20 protein-coding genes and 1 pseudogene are annotated in these 16,128 nt (G+C 40.5%); 17 read left to right on the top strand and 4 right to left on the bottom strand.

Annotated features, from left to right (window positions below; genetic code table 11):
* Nucleotides 1-4 precede the first annotated feature (4 nt).
* The 3 genes from DWZ76_RS06850 to DWZ76_RS06840 all read left to right on the top strand — a co-directional run bounded on the left by DWZ76_RS06850 (nucleotide 5) and on the right by DWZ76_RS06840 (nucleotide 982).
* Complete coding sequence (locus DWZ76_RS06850) at nucleotides 5-289, top strand: hypothetical protein (protein ID WP_117844223.1); 285 nt, start codon at nucleotides 5-7, stop codon at nucleotides 287-289.
* 9 nt (nucleotides 290-298) lie between these two features.
* The gene (locus tag DWZ76_RS06845; RefSeq protein ID WP_117844224.1) at nucleotides 299-649 is read left to right on the top strand and encodes a response regulator; all 351 of its coding nucleotides are present in this window, start codon (nucleotides 299-301) and stop codon (nucleotides 647-649) included.
* Between the two features lie 108 nt (nucleotides 650-757).
* Entirely contained in the window at nucleotides 758-982 is a 225-nt protein-coding gene (locus DWZ76_RS06840; RefSeq protein ID WP_054352718.1) for a hypothetical protein, read from the top strand.
* A 45-nt stretch (nucleotides 983-1,027) separates the two neighbouring features.
* On the opposite strand, the gene DWZ76_RS06835 is transcribed toward DWZ76_RS06840, so the two are convergent.
* Nucleotides 1,028-2,320 (bottom strand): HAMP domain-containing sensor histidine kinase, encoded by a 1,293-nt coding sequence (locus DWZ76_RS06835; RefSeq protein ID WP_118472240.1) that lies wholly within the window; start codon nucleotides 2,318-2,320, stop codon nucleotides 1,028-1,030.
* The gene (locus DWZ76_RS06830) at nucleotides 2,314-3,000 is read right to left on the bottom strand and encodes a response regulator transcription factor (RefSeq protein ID WP_074034311.1); all 687 of its coding nucleotides are present in this window, start codon (nucleotides 2,998-3,000) and stop codon (nucleotides 2,314-2,316) included. The genes DWZ76_RS06835 and DWZ76_RS06830 overlap by 7 nt, the downstream gene beginning before the upstream one ends.
* Nucleotides 3,001-3,194: 194 nt before the next feature.
* On the opposite strand from DWZ76_RS06830, the gene DWZ76_RS06825 reads away from it, so the two are divergent.
* The 14 genes and pseudogenes from DWZ76_RS06825 (at nucleotide 3,195) to DWZ76_RS06755 (ending at nucleotide 13,742) form a co-directional block, all read left to right on the top strand.
* Complete coding sequence (locus DWZ76_RS06825; protein ID WP_118304044.1) at nucleotides 3,195-3,689, top strand: chitinase; 495 nt, start codon at nucleotides 3,195-3,197, stop codon at nucleotides 3,687-3,689.
* Between the two features lie 11 nt (nucleotides 3,690-3,700).
* Nucleotides 3,701-4,924 (top strand): FtsX-like permease family protein, encoded by a 1,224-nt coding sequence (locus DWZ76_RS06820; RefSeq protein ID WP_005342379.1) that lies wholly within the window; start codon nucleotides 3,701-3,703, stop codon nucleotides 4,922-4,924.
* Nucleotides 4,925-4,927: 3 nt separating this feature from the next.
* Nucleotides 4,928-6,373: an ABC transporter permease gene (locus DWZ76_RS06815; RefSeq protein ID WP_021423053.1), complete on the top strand. Its 1,446-nt coding sequence runs from the start codon at nucleotides 4,928-4,930 to the stop codon at nucleotides 6,371-6,373.
* A gap of 13 nt (nucleotides 6,374-6,386) precedes the next feature.
* Nucleotides 6,387-7,022: an ABC transporter ATP-binding protein gene (locus DWZ76_RS06810; RefSeq protein WP_021423054.1), complete on the top strand. Its 636-nt coding sequence runs from the start codon at nucleotides 6,387-6,389 to the stop codon at nucleotides 7,020-7,022.
* A gap of 274 nt (nucleotides 7,023-7,296) precedes the next feature.
* Entirely contained in the window at nucleotides 7,297-7,737 is a 441-nt protein-coding gene (locus tag DWZ76_RS06805; RefSeq protein ID WP_003431889.1) for a hypothetical protein, read from the top strand.
* Nucleotides 7,722-7,955 carry a helix-turn-helix domain-containing protein gene (locus DWZ76_RS06800; RefSeq protein ID WP_003431885.1) on the top strand — a complete coding sequence of 78 codons (234 nt, stop codon included), beginning with the start codon at nucleotides 7,722-7,724 and terminating at the stop codon, nucleotides 7,953-7,955. The genes DWZ76_RS06805 and DWZ76_RS06800 overlap by 16 nt, the downstream gene beginning before the upstream one ends.
* Nucleotides 7,956-8,268: 313 nt before the next feature.
* Nucleotides 8,269-8,472, top strand: a complete 204-nt coding sequence (locus DWZ76_RS06790; protein WP_002347229.1) for an excisionase — start codon at nucleotides 8,269-8,271, stop codon at nucleotides 8,470-8,472.
* A 78-nt stretch (nucleotides 8,473-8,550) separates the two neighbouring features.
* A complete protein-coding gene (locus DWZ76_RS06785) occupies nucleotides 8,551-9,741 on the top strand; it encodes a site-specific integrase (protein WP_118472239.1) in 1,191 nt (396 codons plus the stop codon).
* A gap of 172 nt (nucleotides 9,742-9,913) precedes the next feature.
* Nucleotides 9,914-10,165, top strand: a pseudogene (locus tag DWZ76_RS06780) (GNAT family N-acetyltransferase); the annotation flags it as partial.
* A gap of 137 nt (nucleotides 10,166-10,302) precedes the next feature.
* Entirely contained in the window at nucleotides 10,303-11,217 is a 915-nt protein-coding gene (locus DWZ76_RS06775; RefSeq protein WP_243017786.1) for a hypothetical protein, read from the top strand.
* Nucleotides 11,218-11,325: 108 nt separating this feature from the next.
* Entirely contained in the window at nucleotides 11,326-12,159 is an 834-nt protein-coding gene (locus DWZ76_RS06770; protein ID WP_118472237.1) for a hypothetical protein, read from the top strand.
* Between the two features lie 18 nt (nucleotides 12,160-12,177).
* Nucleotides 12,178-12,933, top strand: coding sequence for a TraX family protein (locus DWZ76_RS06765; protein ID WP_118472236.1), 756 nt, complete (start codon nucleotides 12,178-12,180; stop codon nucleotides 12,931-12,933).
* A gap of 55 nt (nucleotides 12,934-12,988) precedes the next feature.
* A complete protein-coding gene (locus tag DWZ76_RS06760) occupies nucleotides 12,989-13,471 on the top strand; it encodes a hypothetical protein (protein ID WP_333549071.1) in 483 nt (160 codons plus the stop codon).
* Nucleotides 13,410-13,742 carry a hypothetical protein gene (locus DWZ76_RS06755; RefSeq protein WP_347560917.1) on the top strand — a complete coding sequence of 111 codons (333 nt, stop codon included), beginning with the start codon at nucleotides 13,410-13,412 and terminating at the stop codon, nucleotides 13,740-13,742. The genes DWZ76_RS06760 and DWZ76_RS06755 overlap by 62 nt, the downstream gene beginning before the upstream one ends.
* Nucleotides 13,743-13,773: 31 nt before the next feature.
* Here DWZ76_RS06755 and DWZ76_RS06750 read toward each other — a convergent pair whose 3' ends face one another.
* Nucleotides 13,774-15,114, bottom strand: a complete 1,341-nt coding sequence (locus tag DWZ76_RS06750; RefSeq protein WP_118472235.1) for an amidohydrolase — start codon at nucleotides 15,112-15,114, stop codon at nucleotides 13,774-13,776.
* Nucleotides 15,115-15,161: 47 nt separating this feature from the next.
* Nucleotides 15,162-16,067 carry a MetQ/NlpA family ABC transporter substrate-binding protein gene (locus DWZ76_RS06745; RefSeq protein ID WP_118472234.1) on the bottom strand — a complete coding sequence of 302 codons (906 nt, stop codon included), beginning with the start codon at nucleotides 16,065-16,067 and terminating at the stop codon, nucleotides 15,162-15,164.
* Nucleotides 16,068-16,128 lie beyond the last annotated feature (61 nt).

Below are 16,128 nucleotides of genomic sequence, written 5' to 3'. Positions count from 1 at the left end.
TAAAATGAAAAAAAATAAATTAAGCGTTGTTGCATTAGTCATTTCGCTGTTACCATTTATCACATTATTGTTTTCTCTTTTTACAGAAGAAATTACAGGAGGACTTCAAACGGGGTTGATTGCATTAAATGTGATTTCAATATTGTCTGGCTTTAGTCTTTCGATTTCGGTAGTAAAAAATCCCAAACGTCGAGATGTATTTTCAATTGTTGCTTTATGTATTTGTGCTTTTTGGGGGTTACTTATTGTTGGTATTCTAACTTTTGGCTTAATATCCACTTTTATGTAAGAGGTGTTTATGAAAAATATACTGATTATAGAAGACTCGCTTACTTATAGGGAAATATTATGTAAGGCTCTTAAAGATAAAGGATATAAAGTCAAAGGTGTTGGTTCGGTAAAATCTGCTCTGGAAGAAATTAAAAAAGATACTTATGATTTCATTTGCGCCGATTATAATCTCCCAGACGATACAGGTACGGCATTACTTCAGCATGAACTTACAAAAAATATACCAATCTGTATAATGACAGCTTCTGTGGATAGACACCTATTTAGTATGGCAAAGGCATTAGGAGCAGTTGAATGTTTTGATAAAGCAGTATTTGGTTTTATAGATGATTTATGTAACTGTATAGAAAATCAATAACACATTGAGAATTGTAAATACTACTTGAAGATAAAGATTGTAAGTTAGCATTATGACATTTATATATATCGGTAACTGACATTAATATTGAAAAGGAGTATGAATATTATGATAGGTCTTAAAAAACGAGATATTAAAAAAGCATTGAAAGCAGGTGCAAAAGCTGGCGGTGTTTCATTGGCTGATGTACGAGCTGATATTGAAGCGACGATTGATGAAGCTATGAATAGTCCAGACCCAGAGGTGCAGGCAAATTTCAAAAAGTATTTTGGTAATAAACGCCCTACCCCAGAAGAATATATTTACAAGATTACCAAAAAGACAAAGATTTGAAAAAAGGCTTGCTCCATACATATTGTATGATCTGCAAGCCTTAATCTATTTCAGAGGAAATTTAACAGTAAAGGTAGCACCGCCACCAACAGTATCATTAATAGTGATAGTACCGTTCAGCATTTGGGTTAATTCTTTGGCGATACTTAGTCCCAGTCCAAAATTCGCTTTGTTAGCATGGGACTTGTCGCCACTATAAAATCGGTCAAAGATATACTGCTTATCTTCATCAGAAATGCCTTGCCCGTGGTCTACCACAGAAAAAGCAATATTCTTTTCGGTGGCGATTACTTCTATCTCTATCAAAGAATTATTCTTGGAATGTTGAATGGCATTATCCATAAAGATACACAAGATTTGAAATAATCGGTCTTTGTCGGTAAGCATGGCAGGATAACTTTCCTCGGATAAATGCAGTTTTAGTTCTAAATTCTGCTTCATGCAGACGGGTTCGTATGTTTCATATAACGTAATGAGCAAGGTATCTACATTGATTGTACTTTTATGCAATGTCCATGTTTTAGCGTCGGAAGAAGCCAGAAGCAACATATCTTTGACTAAATGGGATAACCGCATACATTCAAAATCTATGGTCTGTACGGCTTGCCTTGCCTGCTCGTTTAAGGAAACATTATCAAGAAGCATATCCGTGTTGGAAATCATAACAGCAAGTGGAGATTTTAATTCATGGGACGCTGTTGCAACAAAATCTTTTTGGCTTTGCAGTATTCGTTCCGTTGGAGCAAACGACTTTTTCAGCAGATAACGGGTTAGCACGATAACAACGATACAAGCCAAAAACCAGATAAGAAGATATATAGGCAATGTCTTTTGTAAAATATCCGTCAAACTGGCTGTCTGATAAAGAAAGGTTGCATGATACACGGTATCATTTGCTGTCCTAATTGTAGCAGGAATAACAAAATAAGTATCGTGATGTGTTCCTCTTATTTCCAGAAAACCGCCTTGTGAAGTTGTGTTGCTTTCTGTTTGTGATAATGGCTGTGTAGAAATCTGCTTTTCTACATCATGCAACAGATTATCCGCAGAAGTTGGAAATGGGAAATCACTCTGATAAATGGTATTCCCTTTTGTATCGCTAATCAAAGAAAAAATATGATAACTTTCTTCGTAGGCTTTGAGTGATTTATCCATATCCGAAGAAGCACTTTCCACTTGATAAATCAGTAAGGTTGTTAGTCTTTGAAATAAGGTGCTTTCGTTGATTTTCTCTGTATGAACTGTGTTCGCAACGACAAAGGAAATCACAAGGGTAATAATCAGCATAACAGAACTTGCAAACAGAATATGAAGTTTTCGGTATAAATTATTTAACATGTTTCTTTCTCCAGTTTGTACCCTGCACCGTAGACCGTTGTTATTTTACATGAACTTTTTAATTCTTTTAGGCGTTTTCGCAGAAAAGAAATGTAACTGTCTACATTGCCAGTTTCTACTTCAGAAGAACTGCCCCAGATTTTAAGGATAAGCTGTTCACGGGAAAATAGTGTTTCTGGGTTCTGCATAAATACAAAAGTCAATTCGGTTTCCTTTGAAGTTAATAAAATAGAATTGACGGGTGTAGATAAGGTTCGGCTGTCTTTATCGAAAGTTAAATCTCCATATTGTAATTTAGGCGATAACTGGATATTGGCAGGTCGCCTTGTCAATGCCCGAACCCTTGCAAGCAATTCTTTGATATGAAATGGTTTTACTAAATAATCATCAGCACCGCCGTCTAAACCCTCAACCCGATTATCAAGGGTACTCATGGCAGTAATGATGAGGATTGGAATAGATATTCCTTTTCTACGCATAGATTTTATGATTGTTAATCCGTCAATAATCGGTAACATACGGTCTACAATGGCAAGGTCATAAGCATAGTCTGTATTTAAGGCATACAGCATAGCAGTTTCCCCGTCATTGCAACAATCAACCATATAGTTTTCTTTTTCCAGCGAAATTTTTATATTTTTACATAATTCTAAATCATCTTCCAGAAGAAGTATTTTCATAATGTATCAATCCTTTTCTATATATCATCTTGGACATAAGCAGTCCAAGAAGTTTGAATTATAGACAGTATAACAGAAAAGTCTGTAAAAATCCTCTAAAAAATGATGATGATTTTCTTACTTTTTTACAGGATTTTTAGAATGGTTTGCTTTTACAATAGGGGCATATCGAACAAGAAAGGTGGAATACAAAAATGAAAAAAACAAACATCAGTAAATTCATAGCAGTTGGATTATGTATCTGTGCATTGACGGGGTGTGGTGCAAGTCCAGATGAGAAACCAGATACGTCTAATCCTATTGTCAATTCTAATACGAATGAAGAAAATGCAAATGGTTCTTCAGAAAATAAAGGAAACGACATATTAGATTCTGCTAATTTGATAGGAAGTGTTTTGGAATTTACAGACAATGGTTGTTCCGTAAGTCAAGCAAAAGAAATTGAGGGGGGAGCTGGAATAAAATCGGAAGCAGCGGGATTGGAAAATAAAGACAATGCTGTTTCTGTAACCTATAACCCAGATTGTGAATTTGTTGTTGCGACACTAAATAAACAGTCTGGTGTTACAAATGTAACAACGGGTTCTATATCCGATGTGAAAAAGCAATCTGAAGTATATCTCTATGGAGAGTTTGCAGACACAAATCATTTCAATGCAACAAAGGTTGTCATAGCCCGTTGGGAATAGAGGTGTGAAGTATGAAGTTTTATCAACTTGGTTTTCGCTATTTACAGCGAAAAAAAGGGAAAACCATTCTTCTGTTGATTGTTTTGATACTTGTAAACAGTATGATTTTAGGTACAAGCATGATTTTAAGGACTACAAATGAGTCCAAACAAGCCATGCAGGAAAAGACAAACTCTAAGATTGTGGCTGAAATTACAAGTAAGGACAGCAAGATAACAGAGAATGAAGTAAACAAGATTGAAACGCTAGAAGATGTTTCGTCTATCAACCGCATTGGTAGACAAGAGGTATTTCCGAATAATTTTGCTCCCGTTACGCTCAATACTTCTACGAATGAGGAAAATTTGAAAATAGCACTGCTTTCCTATGATGATTTGGAAAAGGACAGCCCTTTTTCAGAAATGCAGTACCGCTTAGCTTCTGGCGATTATATCAAGCGTGAGAAAAAGGGTGCTGTTATCAATGCGAACCTTGCAAATCAAAATGAGCTAAAAGTTGGAGATACGATTGAATTAAGTACAGAAAACGGAACAAAAGTATCTGTTCAGATTATTGGAATTTTCATGTCCGCAGGAAATGCGGAAAAAGACCAGCCGTCAGAAACTACCGCAGTCAATCGAATAGAAAATCAAATCTTTATTGACAACAGTACTTATAAAGAATTGTTCAAAGAAGCTGAATTTGAAAAAATCTGCATTTACTCAAAAAGACCAGAAAAATTAGATGTGCTGGAAACCAGCCTGCAAAAAATATTCGGAAATGATGTAGCACTTAGCACGTCTGATACCCTTTATCAACAGATGTCTGCTCCATTAGAGCAAATCAGTAAGGTGGCAAATCTTATGCTGGTACTTACATTGGTAACTGGTACTGTTGTTGTTTCCCTGCTGTTATGTATGTGGATGCGGACAAGGCAAAAAGAGGTGGCAATCTTTATGAGCCTCGGCAAGACAAAAAGTGAAATTTTCCTGCAAACTTTATTAGAAGCAGGCAGTGTATTTACACTTTCGGTTTTAGGAGCAACAGCCATTGGTAAATTGTTCTCGGGCGTTTTGCAAAACGTCATTACCGGTTCAGAAACAGTAACAGAAAATCTGAAAGTGGTTTTGCAGATACAAGATATTGGAATGTTGTTCCTTTTAGGCGGTGCAGTTATTTTGGTGGCATTGTGCTGTTCCATTCTTCCGATATTACGAGCAAACCCAAAAGATATATTAGCAAAAATGGAGGGATAGTACATGAATTTTTTTGGATTGGCAAGGCGTTCTGTGTTCAGAAAGCCCGTAAAAAGTATTCTCTTATTGTTGATTGTTTTTGCAATCAGTACCTTGCTTCTTGCAGGTGTGGCGAGCAAAAATGCCAGTATTGAGGTGCAGGACAAAACCAGACAAGCCATAGGTGCAGGCTTTCTTTTAGAAAGAAATGCAGAGTACCGAACAAAGCGAGTTCGTGAATACTCAGAAAAGATTGGTAATGATAAGGAAGGTAGTTTTGGTGGCTACCATCAGGAAAAAGAGATTATCAATGGTGTGGAGACTTGGACAGGCTGGACAACAAATGAATTTGAAAGCTTAGATATAAAAGACATTGAGAAATTGGCAAAAGCAAAAGGAATTGCTGATTACAATATTACAACAGTAACAACTCCCGTAAACCCTGTAAATTTCAAAAGGATTGAAGATAAAGATGTAGACCAGAATGCAGATGTTGGCGGTGTAAGTTTAATTGGAAACAAAGATATGAAACTAGACAGAAATGTTTTATCTGGAAACCTGCATATCAAAGAGGGACGAATGATAACCCCAGAGGATAAAGATATGTGTGTCATTTCAGAGGAACTGGCAAAGCAAAATAATCTGAAAATCGGCGATAAGATTTCTTTTAATGATTACCACGATACTGAAAATTCAAAGGTATCAGAAGCTGAGATTGTTGGAATTTATCAAGTGGATCAAAAGATGTCCCCACTTATGCAGGGAGATACTTACCGTTCGGAAAATGTAATATTTACAGATTTGAGATTTCCAGAAAAGGCAGAGGGTGAAACAAGTCCATTATATGAAAGAGCCTATTTCAAAGTGGAAGATGTGGAAGCTTACGACGAAGTAAAAGAAAATCTGCAAAAAGTAGACATCAATTGGGAGCAATATGATTTGATTGACAATAACGGAAATTCCGAAACCATGTCCTCAAACTTCAATGATTTAGCAAAAGTAAGCGAAATGATGATATTGGTAATCTCTGTTGCAAGTTTTGTTATCCTTGTTTTAGTATTTCTGTTCTGGCTGAAAAATCGAGTGCAGGAAGTCGGTATTTTCTTATCTCTCGGTGTTCCGAAATTTAGAATTATCGGACAAATTTGGAGCGAAGCGATTATGATTACTGTTCTTTCCCTTATGTTATCCTTTGCTGTCGCTCCTGCTGTTTCCAAAGTAACGGCAAATTATCTGGTATCACAGCAGGTTCAGCAAATGCAAGAGGAAGAAAAGAATAATGAGGGAAAAGTATCCACAGAATACGTTGCACCAAAGCAGGACGTGCAGAGTATCAGCGTAGAGGTTACACCAGAAATGTATCTGTTGGACGGTGTAAGTGTTCTTGTGTTGATAACGGCTTCTGTTCTGGTATCTGGAATTGTAATACTAAAGAGAAACCCGAAAGATATTTTATCGGAAATGAGTTAGGAGGACGACGAAAATGTTAGAAGTAAAGAATGTAAGCTATGCTTACAAAACAAAAAAAGATAAAACCATTTTGAATAATGTATCTGCTACTTTCGAGGAGGGTATCTTTTATACCATTATCGGTCCGAGTGGTGCAGGAAAAACAACACTCTTATCGTTGTTAGCAGGCTTAGATACAGCAGTAAAAGGGACTGTCCTTTGCAATGGCGAGGACATTACAAAAAAAGGGCTGAATTACCACAGAAAGCATAATATCTCATTGGTATTTCAAAATTATAATCTGATTGATTATTTGACAACGGTTGAAAATGTCAAATTAGGTGGTAGTGGAAATGCTGAAAAATTATTGGAAGAAGTCGGCATTGGAAAAGAATACTGGCAGAGAAATGTATTGCAACTATCTGGCGGACAGCAACAGCGTGTAGCGATTGCAAGAGCATTAGCCAGCGACGCTCATGTACTTTTGGCAGATGAACCGACGGGAAATCTTGATGAAACTACCGCTGATGAAATCATTGCTTTGCTGAAAAAGACTGCACATGAATTAGGAAAATGTGTTGTTGTGGTTACACACAGTAAGCATTTGGCAGAAGAAGCCGACGAAATCTTAGAAATTAAAAACGGTGCAATTTCTTTTCTGTCTGAATAAACAAGAATAGTGCCGTAAAGGAGCTGTCATTATGGAATATTTTAGATATACCTCGACACAATCAATTTGACCCTAACGGCATTGTTATAAGAACTAAATACAATACAGTTTCAAAGGCTCGTACAGACTATATGTTTTGTGCGGGCTTTTTTCATGCCAGAAAAAAATTTTTTAAGTTTTTTTTGATTTTGGTTACGCTGTACCCCACTTTCAACGCGGTATATATGAAAAGGGGCAGACACCTCTTTTCGACTAGCGAAAGGAGGTGAGGAAAATGAAACCGTCAGAACTACAAGAAAAAACCTGTCATCAATTCGATTGTGCTATTAAAACAGTTATACGTCATAGAGCGATTGACTTCTATCGAGCGATACGTCGTTCAGAGAAAAAAGAAATGCCATTCGCCGAAATTATGGACGACCTCTTAAATTCCATAGGTACAGAAGATACATATTCTACGGATTATGTTGCAGTATTTGAAGTCTGTGGAGAAAAAGTATCAATCGAAGATGAACAACTGGCTCGTGCATTGAAAGCTATTGAAGAACGAAAGCGTAATATCGTTTTACAGTATTTTTTCATTGGGGACACGGACACTTACATTGGGAAAATGCTTGACTGTTCCAGAGCGAATGTAACGAAGTGCAGAATACAAGCACTAGACAAGTTAAAGCAACTGATTGAGGAGGAAAAAGAAAAATGCCAAAAGAGCTGACACCGACTTTCACGGTTATTTCCAAAGCCTGCGACGGCGACGAAACAGCAATTTCAAAAATCTTGGAATTTTATGACCCATATATCAATCAGTGCTGTATGCGTCCGTTTTACGACGATAACAACAACTTACGTCTTGCGGTAGATTTGGAAATGAAAGGTTTTATCAAAGAAGCGATTATTCGTAAAATCTTAAACTTTGATATTAAACGCTTCTAATTCATATCGGGATTGATTATGCCCGTCTGGTCTTTGACAACTGAATAAAGCAGACAGATACATTTGTGAGATAGCAAGCCACGGGGACTGTACGCCATGACCTTTCCAAAAGAAAGCGAGCGACCCACGCAGTGATCCGAGAGCGACCGTTGGAAAAGTCGCTTTGCCACGACCTATCCTCACAGAATAATGATACGTCCGCATGGTGCGGTTCTGCCCACAAGAATGGGAATAGTTGAGATACTAACGGAGCTTTCCAAAGCCGTCTGCCTGCTTGTAAAAAATGACACACAGTAAAGGGGGTGCATAGATTATGAACAATACTGATGTGCCTATCTGGGAAAAATATACTCTGACGATTGAAGAAGCGTCTAAATACTTCCGCATTGGCGAAAAGAAATTGCGTAAATTAGCCGAAGAAAATCTTGACGCTGGCTGGGTTATCGTGAACGGTAATCGTATTCAGATTAAGCGAAAACAATTTGAAAAAATCATAGATACATTGGACGAAATCTAATGTCATTGAGCCGTAGATATGGTATAATAAGGTATAGCGTATCACGGCTCATTCCATGACGGAAAGGAGCTTTACACTATGTCTAATGTAAAACGAAAAGACAGTAAAAATCGCAATTTTCGTAATGGAGAGAGCCAGCGAAAAGACGGAAGATACGTTTATAAATATACCGATATATACGGAAAGCCACAATTTATCTATTCTTGGAAACTTGTACCGACAGACAAGACACCTGCTGGAAAGCGTGATGATATTTCATTGAGGGAAAAAGAAGCACAGATAAAAAAAGACCTTAACGACGGTATCGACACAGTCGGCGGTAAAATGACAGTCTGCCAGCTCTACGACAAGAAAAACAGCCAAAGAAAGAACATCAAAAGGGCTACTGAAAAGGGACGACAGTATCTTATGAATGCTCTGAAAAATGACCCATTGGGTATGAGGGCGATTGATACTGTTAAGCAGTCGGACGCTAAAGAATGGGCTATCAGAATGAGCGAAAAAGGATATGCCTATAAAACGATTGATAACTATAAGCGTTCCTTGAAAGCTTCATTTTACATGGCGATACAAGACGACTGTATCAGAAAGAACCCATTTGACTTTAAGCTAAGTGATGTTCTGGAAGATGATACGGAGCAGAAAGTTATCCTTACACCAGAGCAGGAAGAACGCCTGCTTGCCTTTATGGAAAAGGACAAGATTTACAGCAAGTATTATGATGAGGTTGTGCTTCTGCTGGAAACGGGACTTCGTATTTCTGAATTTTGCGGACTAACGACGCATATTGATATGCAGAACAGAATACTCAATATAGACCACCAGTTATTGAAAGACAGCGAAATCGGCTACTATATTGAAACGCCTAAGACCAAAAACGGAAAACGGGAACTTCCATTGACAGAACGGGCTTATCAAGCAATCCAAAGAATACTAAAGAGCAGAGGAAAAGCACAACCGCTGATTGTAGGTGGTTACAGCAATTTCCTATTCTTAAACCGTGAGGGCTTGCCTAAAGTTGCAGGAAACTATGAGGGCATGGTGCGAGGATTGATTAAGAAGTATAACAAATATCACACGGACAAGTTACCGAACATCACACCACATTCATTCAGACATACTTATTGTACGAATATGGCAAACAGAGGAATGAACCCTAACACTCTGCAATATCTCATGGGACACGCTAACATAACCATGACACTTGGTTATTACGCACACGGTACATTTCAATCTGCAAAAGCGGAGCTGGAAAGGCTGGCTTGTTAATATCGGAGCTTATATTTACTACTCATTTACTACTTTTGGTTGCATTTTCATGCTGGTAAATGCCAGCTTATGCAAGGTATCTTCCAAAAAGAAAATACCGATAAAGTCCTAAAATACGGGATATATCGGCATTTACCAACTTATGAAAAGATAATCAGAAATTTAGTAAGTTTTTATAGGAATAAATGATGAATATATAGAAGGTATTTTTGTTTCTGATGAAATGCAGTCACGTGGCATAGGTAAAATATTGTTGGATTACATCAAGGATAAAAAAGACAGATTACAGTTAAAGGTATACCAGAAGAATGTCAGGGCAATGTCTTTTTATCAACGAGAAGGATTTACTATTCAGAGTGAAGAGATGGACGAATTCACAGGAGAAAAAGAATATGTGATGAATTGGGAATCGTCTGGAATTTGAATACCCATGGCGGAGGGGATGAACCGCCTGTTTGTTTACAAGATGGAAGATAATTCCCATCGGATGTAGTATTTTGCAGCAAGAATGCCGATGAGATTTTTCACCAGAATAAAAATATCTGAAGGGAGGCTTTTGGTATGAAAAATAGAAAATACAGTCTTGTTTTTATAATGCTTTTGTGTATGATAATGGCAGTTTCAGCATTTCCGATGACAGTCAATGCCGATATGGGACCAAAGGCCTCTGTTCGGATTCAGTTTGAGCATATGGGGGATGAGCTCTGTTATGGAACTTTGCTGTCGAAGGAGAAATCTACTGGTCCGGCAAGTGCCTGGGATGGAAGAATGGAGAGTGCCCCAAAAGAGTACATGGATCCTGGTATCTGGGAGATCTTTGTGAATTACAAGGATCCGGATGGATACTATTTTCTGCAGCGGAGCTGGAAGGTAAGTGAAAGCAAAGAGCTTGCATGGACCTATTATCCGCCGGGTGATTTTAAGATTCTTCTGTATTATCCGGAAACGGAAACCTTTGTATCCAGTGGAATTTATGCTCGTTATGCATTTGATACGTATTATACAGTGGATATGGATGGTGTGGATATCGGTTCGGTGGAATACAATGATGATTTGAGTACCAATGAGCGGATTGAGGCCTACCGTTCGTATAATTACCGGCAGGAGATGCTGGCTCTTGGGGCAAGGATCGTCCTTACTATTTTAATCGAAATGCTGGTGGCGCTGCTGTTTGGTTTCAGACAGAAAAAACAGCTGTTGATTCTGGCTGTTGTCAACATTATTACGCAAATTATCTTAAATGTGCTGCTCAATGTGATTAATTATAATTCCGGCCCTCTTGCATTTACATTTTTCTATGTACTTTTTGAGCTGATTGTATTTGCTCTGGAGGCAGTGTTGTATTGCACAATTCTTAAGAGGCTATCAGAAAAGAAAAAGGAGGATGCATATTATATCCTGTATTCCTTTGTGGCCAATCTGATCTCATTTGGTGCTGGATTATTCCTGGCGGCGAAACTGCCGGGCATGTTTTGATATAGAGATAAGTTAAGGTAACTTCTCAACGTGTTCAAATAGAAATGGCTCAGAAGAAAGTTCATCCAAAGTGATAACATCTTTTTGAGCATAGAGGAATGGATATATATGAAAAAACTTCTAACTTTTATGATTGTGTGGACTTGTTTGCTTACCCTGGCTGGCTGTGGCAAGAAGGACATGGATTATACGATGCAAAATGAGTCAAGTGTTGCAGAAAGTGTCCGGGAGACCGGTGAGGAGTCCGTATTGATTCAAAATGAGGATGCAGGGGAAGGGGAAAATTCGGCTCCTGAAACTAAGTATATCACCATTGACTTATCCGGAGTTGGGGAGATTCATCCGAAGGGAGATGCAGTTTCACCGTTAACGTTAAAAATTGTGTCGGAAGAGGAAAATGGAATCGATTTTGCGAACGAATGGTATGAAAGCAAACAGTTATCCCTTCCTATGGTCGGAAAGGAATGGAATAATTTCTATGATGACGAATATCAGTATATCTGGTCCGGGGATGCGCTGTATATTTATGAAAATATTTCCGGAAATTGTCTGTATGTGCTGGAGTATCCAACGGATAAATGGTATATCAACGGCAATAATGCCTGCCTCCTGGATGATATCTTTTATGGCATCAGTGTGACAAATGGTTACGCACAGCCGGATAGCTGCTTTATGTTTGCCTATGATCTGGAAAATAACAAGCTTCTTTGGCGAAGTGGGGATCAGACCTGCAACACCATGAATTTTATTGTAAAAAAGGATGTTATTATCTGCGGGTATGGTTTTACCTCGGAAAAGGATTATCTTTATCAGCTCAACCTTCACACCGGCGAGGTTATTGCAAGCCTGGAGCTGAAAAAACAGCCGGATCTTCTGGTGCCTCAGGACAATATGCTTTATGTTCACACATACAGCTATAATTATACGATAGAAATGCAATAGGAAAGGAACAAGAACTGAATGGATTCATCTGCTTCAAAAAACTTTGAACTTACTGCAGCTGTCCTGCACATTATCGCCATGACACTTATGCTGATGGATCACCTTTGGGCGACGCTTCTTCCTGCTAGGGAGTGGCTTACCTGTGCCGGAAGAGTGGCATTTCCTATCTTCGCTTTTATGGCGGTGGAGGGGTACTTCCACACCAGAAGCTTTAAAAAGTACATCCTTCGGATGCTGCTGTTTGCAGTGCTTTCAGAAATTCCCTTTGATTTGATGTACGGCGGTACCTGGTTTTATCCGGTTCACCAGAATGTCCTCTGGACATTCCTGTTGGGTCTTTTAGGTGTCTGGCTTATGGAACAGGTACGGAAAAAAGGAAAAACCTGGATGTATCTGCTGGTGTGCGTTTTGGTTGTGCCGGCAGGTCTGGTACTGGGAACTCTTTGCATGGTGGATTACTACGGGGTTGGTGTTCTGACGGTATTTGTGTTCTATTTCCTACATGGGCGGAAATGGTGGTGCTTCTTGGGACAGCTGGCTGCCCTATACTGGCTGAATGTGGAACTGCTGGGCGGTCTGATGTATCCGGTTCAGCTCTTTGGCATGGAATTTGAACTGTGCCAGCAGGGGCTTGCGCTTCTGGCATTGATCCCCATCTGGCTGTACCACGGCAGACAGGGTTACCACAGTAAACCATTCCAGTATCTCTGTTATGCATTTTATCCAGTTCATATGCTGCTGCTTGTGGTGGTACTGAATTTCATCAACCGATGATAAAATTTTACAATCCCCGCCATTCATGGTATCATAACAGGTAGTAAAATTGCCTGTGAATACCTTGAATGGCGGTGATTTACGTCAGTCGGTTTACCGGGCTATCCGTCATGGCCTGATGCAGGCACATTCGATGCTTTTGGAGCCATTTTATGCATTTCATCTGACGATACCGGACAAGATGGTAGGACGTGCAATGACGGATCTGGAACGCCGGTTTGCGGTTTTTGAAGGACCGGTTCTGGAGGATGGACAGGCGATACTTACCGGCCGTGCACCGGCTTCATCCTTGGATGGATATCAGACAGAAGTAACGGTTTATACCAGCGGCTTAGGACAGCTTGTCTGTACCCTGGATGGATATGGACCCTGCCATAATGAGGAAGAGGTCATCGAAGCAGCCGGTTATGATCCGGATGCGGATTTGGCAAACCCAAGCGGCTCGGTCTTCTGTTCCCACGGAGCCGGTGTCTACGGTGAGACTGCCGCACACCGGAAGTCCGGAGGATGTAATATCCGCAGCTCTGATTATCGCTGATAAGATGGATGTACGAAGAAGCCGTGTTCGTGAAAAAGAGAGAGCCACTTTTGATATCCACGACCGTGTGAATTATGCGGTAACAGAGTCCAAACTTAAGATTGAAAAGGATCGTTCAGTTATTGCCCTGAATCTTCAGGTAGATGAAAAGATATGTTCCATGTATGATTATTTTGAGATTTTCCTGGGAAGAATGATGCTTTGCCGGAAGTCGGCGGAGATACTGGGAACGACCTTTAAGTTGACTTTAAATGGACGGAAGGTGCTGTAAAAAGTACCTCCCGTCCTTCTTTTCTGTTATCTTACTGATACGTCTCCGTCTTAATAAAGGAATCCATATATTTGATATACTCCTCTTTGGTAAAGATGGGCTGATAATTCGCTACAATCTCTTTTGCTTTCACAGCCCCGTCCCGAAGCAGGCGGTAAGCGGAGAGGGCGAAGATTTTTGCAGTGACCACATAGGCAAGCTCCTCATCCACGATATCGAAATCAACGGAGTGGAGGCCGCTTACCTTGCCGCCGGTGTTGAAGGTAAGGACCGGCTGCAGATGCTGTACATCCCCTACATCGGTGGAACCGCCGCTGTAGGCGTGAGTATCTTCCTGGACGATCTGGTAATCTTTTTCACTGGTTTGTGCGGCAATCTCAGCGGCTGCCAGGACTGATTCATCGGCTTTTTCACTCAGAGCCGGAAGGTATCCGGGCATAGTGGTGATTTCGCAGGAAGCACCGACGGCGATGGCACCTGCCTTGAAGGCACGGTCCGTTTTGGCAGCAGCATCGGCGATGGCATCCTTGTTGGCGGCACGTACCAGAGTTTCGATTACCACCTCATCCGGTACTACATTGACGAGATTTCCGCCTTTTGTGATAATGGGATGGATTCGGACATGGTCATCATCCCGGAAGGTTTCGCGCTGGTAAGCCAGGGCAGAAAGTCCGAGGGAAGCTGCATTTAATGCATTGACTCCCAGATGCGGGGTACCGGCTGCGTGGGCAGCCAGTCCTTTATAACGAATGACCTTGGAGACGAAACCATTGTTGGAGTGGGAACCCACACTGATATCCTTGTCACCGGTGTGGTGGACGATATCCAGGTCGATATCATCAAAAGCACCGATGCGGATGAGTTCACATTTTCCGCCGCCATATTTGATTTTTCCCTGGGCGGTCAGGGAGTTCTTGAATTCAATCTCACCATATTCCTCTGCCGGTACGGCGAAGAATACAACCTGTCCGTCCAGCTCTTTTTTAACATCTTCATTGGTCAGAGCCAGGGCTGCACCGATGACACCGGCCAGCTGGGCATGATGTCCGCAGCAGTGAGCTCCCTGAGTCTCCGGATTGGCATATTTATGTTCCGGGATGCGGAGCGCATCCAGTTCCCCGATGAGGGCCAGACTTACATTCTTTTTCTCTTCTTCATTTAAGTAGGCTTTGACACCGGTGACAGCCAATCCTTCCGTTGTCTCAAGCCCCAGATTTTTCATGAAAGAAGCAAATTTTTCTGCAGTTCTGTATTCTTTATAACCCAGCTCTGCATGGGTGTAGATATCTTTGGCGAATGCAATGATCTCGTTGCGGTGTGCGTCGATGATATCGACAATTTTCTGTTCGGTTTTATCTAAAATGAGAGCCATGTGAAATCCTCCTGTTTCCTGCTGATGCCTTCCGATGCTGTTTCCTATTAGTTAAACAGTTCCTCCGGAACAAACCATAAACCATTGTTATTCTTGTCTAAATATTCTTTGAATTCATCGGAGTGGTAAGCAGCAACGATATCTTTTGCCCACTGAGCATCTTTATTTTCCTCTTTTACAACGACCTGCAGAATCAGATGCGGCAGAATGTCTTCCTGAAGAAGGGCAGTGGATGGATCGATTCCTGCATTGTATACAATACTTCCGGTGATAACCGCATAATCAAAGTCATCTAAAACAGCTGGAATATTGGTGGAGTTCATTTCGGTAAATTCGATGTTGTAAGGGTTTTCTGTGATATCCGCCTGGGTGACAGTGGAGAGATCCACATCCGGGTTTAAGGTGATCCATCCGGCTTTCTGTAAGAGTACATAAGCGCGGGCTGTGTTGGCGGCATCGTCCGGAACGGCTACTTTGGCACCGTCATGAATGGCGTCCAGAGAGGTTTCGGTGGCAGAAAAGATGGCAGCCAGAACGGTAGGAATCGGGGAAATCGGGACCAGGTTACCCTTCTGGGCTTCGTTGAAGTTTTCAGCATAAGCGGTATGCTGCTCTACATTGAAATCGATCTCGCCGTCATTTAAAGCAAGGTCATTCTGGAGAAGGTCAGAGAAATCAACCTCGGTGAGTGTATAGCCCTCTTTTTCCAGAATTGGTTTGATGGCATCCTCAAATAAGACAGTGTACGGACCGGCAGCTTTTCCGTATTTGAGCTCCTTCTTATTAGAATTGGAAGCATCGGCGGAAGCAGCAGATTCGGTGCCGGAAGAAGCAGCGGCAGTATCAGCAGCGGAGCTTCCAGCATCACTCTTTGAGCAGCCTCCCAGAACAGCAGCTGCGAGGATCAGACCGGCGGTCAGGGTGGTTCTTACATAAGCTTTTACATTTTTCATAATGGGGTTCTCCTTTTTTCGTTTTGTTATTTTGTATATAAAATAATTTAATAGCTTTTAT

The organism is Clostridium sp. AF35-15, assembly GCF_003477745.1.
In the GTDB taxonomy this organism is placed as follows: Bacteria; Bacillota; Clostridia; order Lachnospirales; family Lachnospiraceae; genus Otoolea; species Otoolea fessa.
Note: the sequence above shows the minus strand (reverse complement) of the source record. Positions and strands in the feature narration are given on the sequence as shown.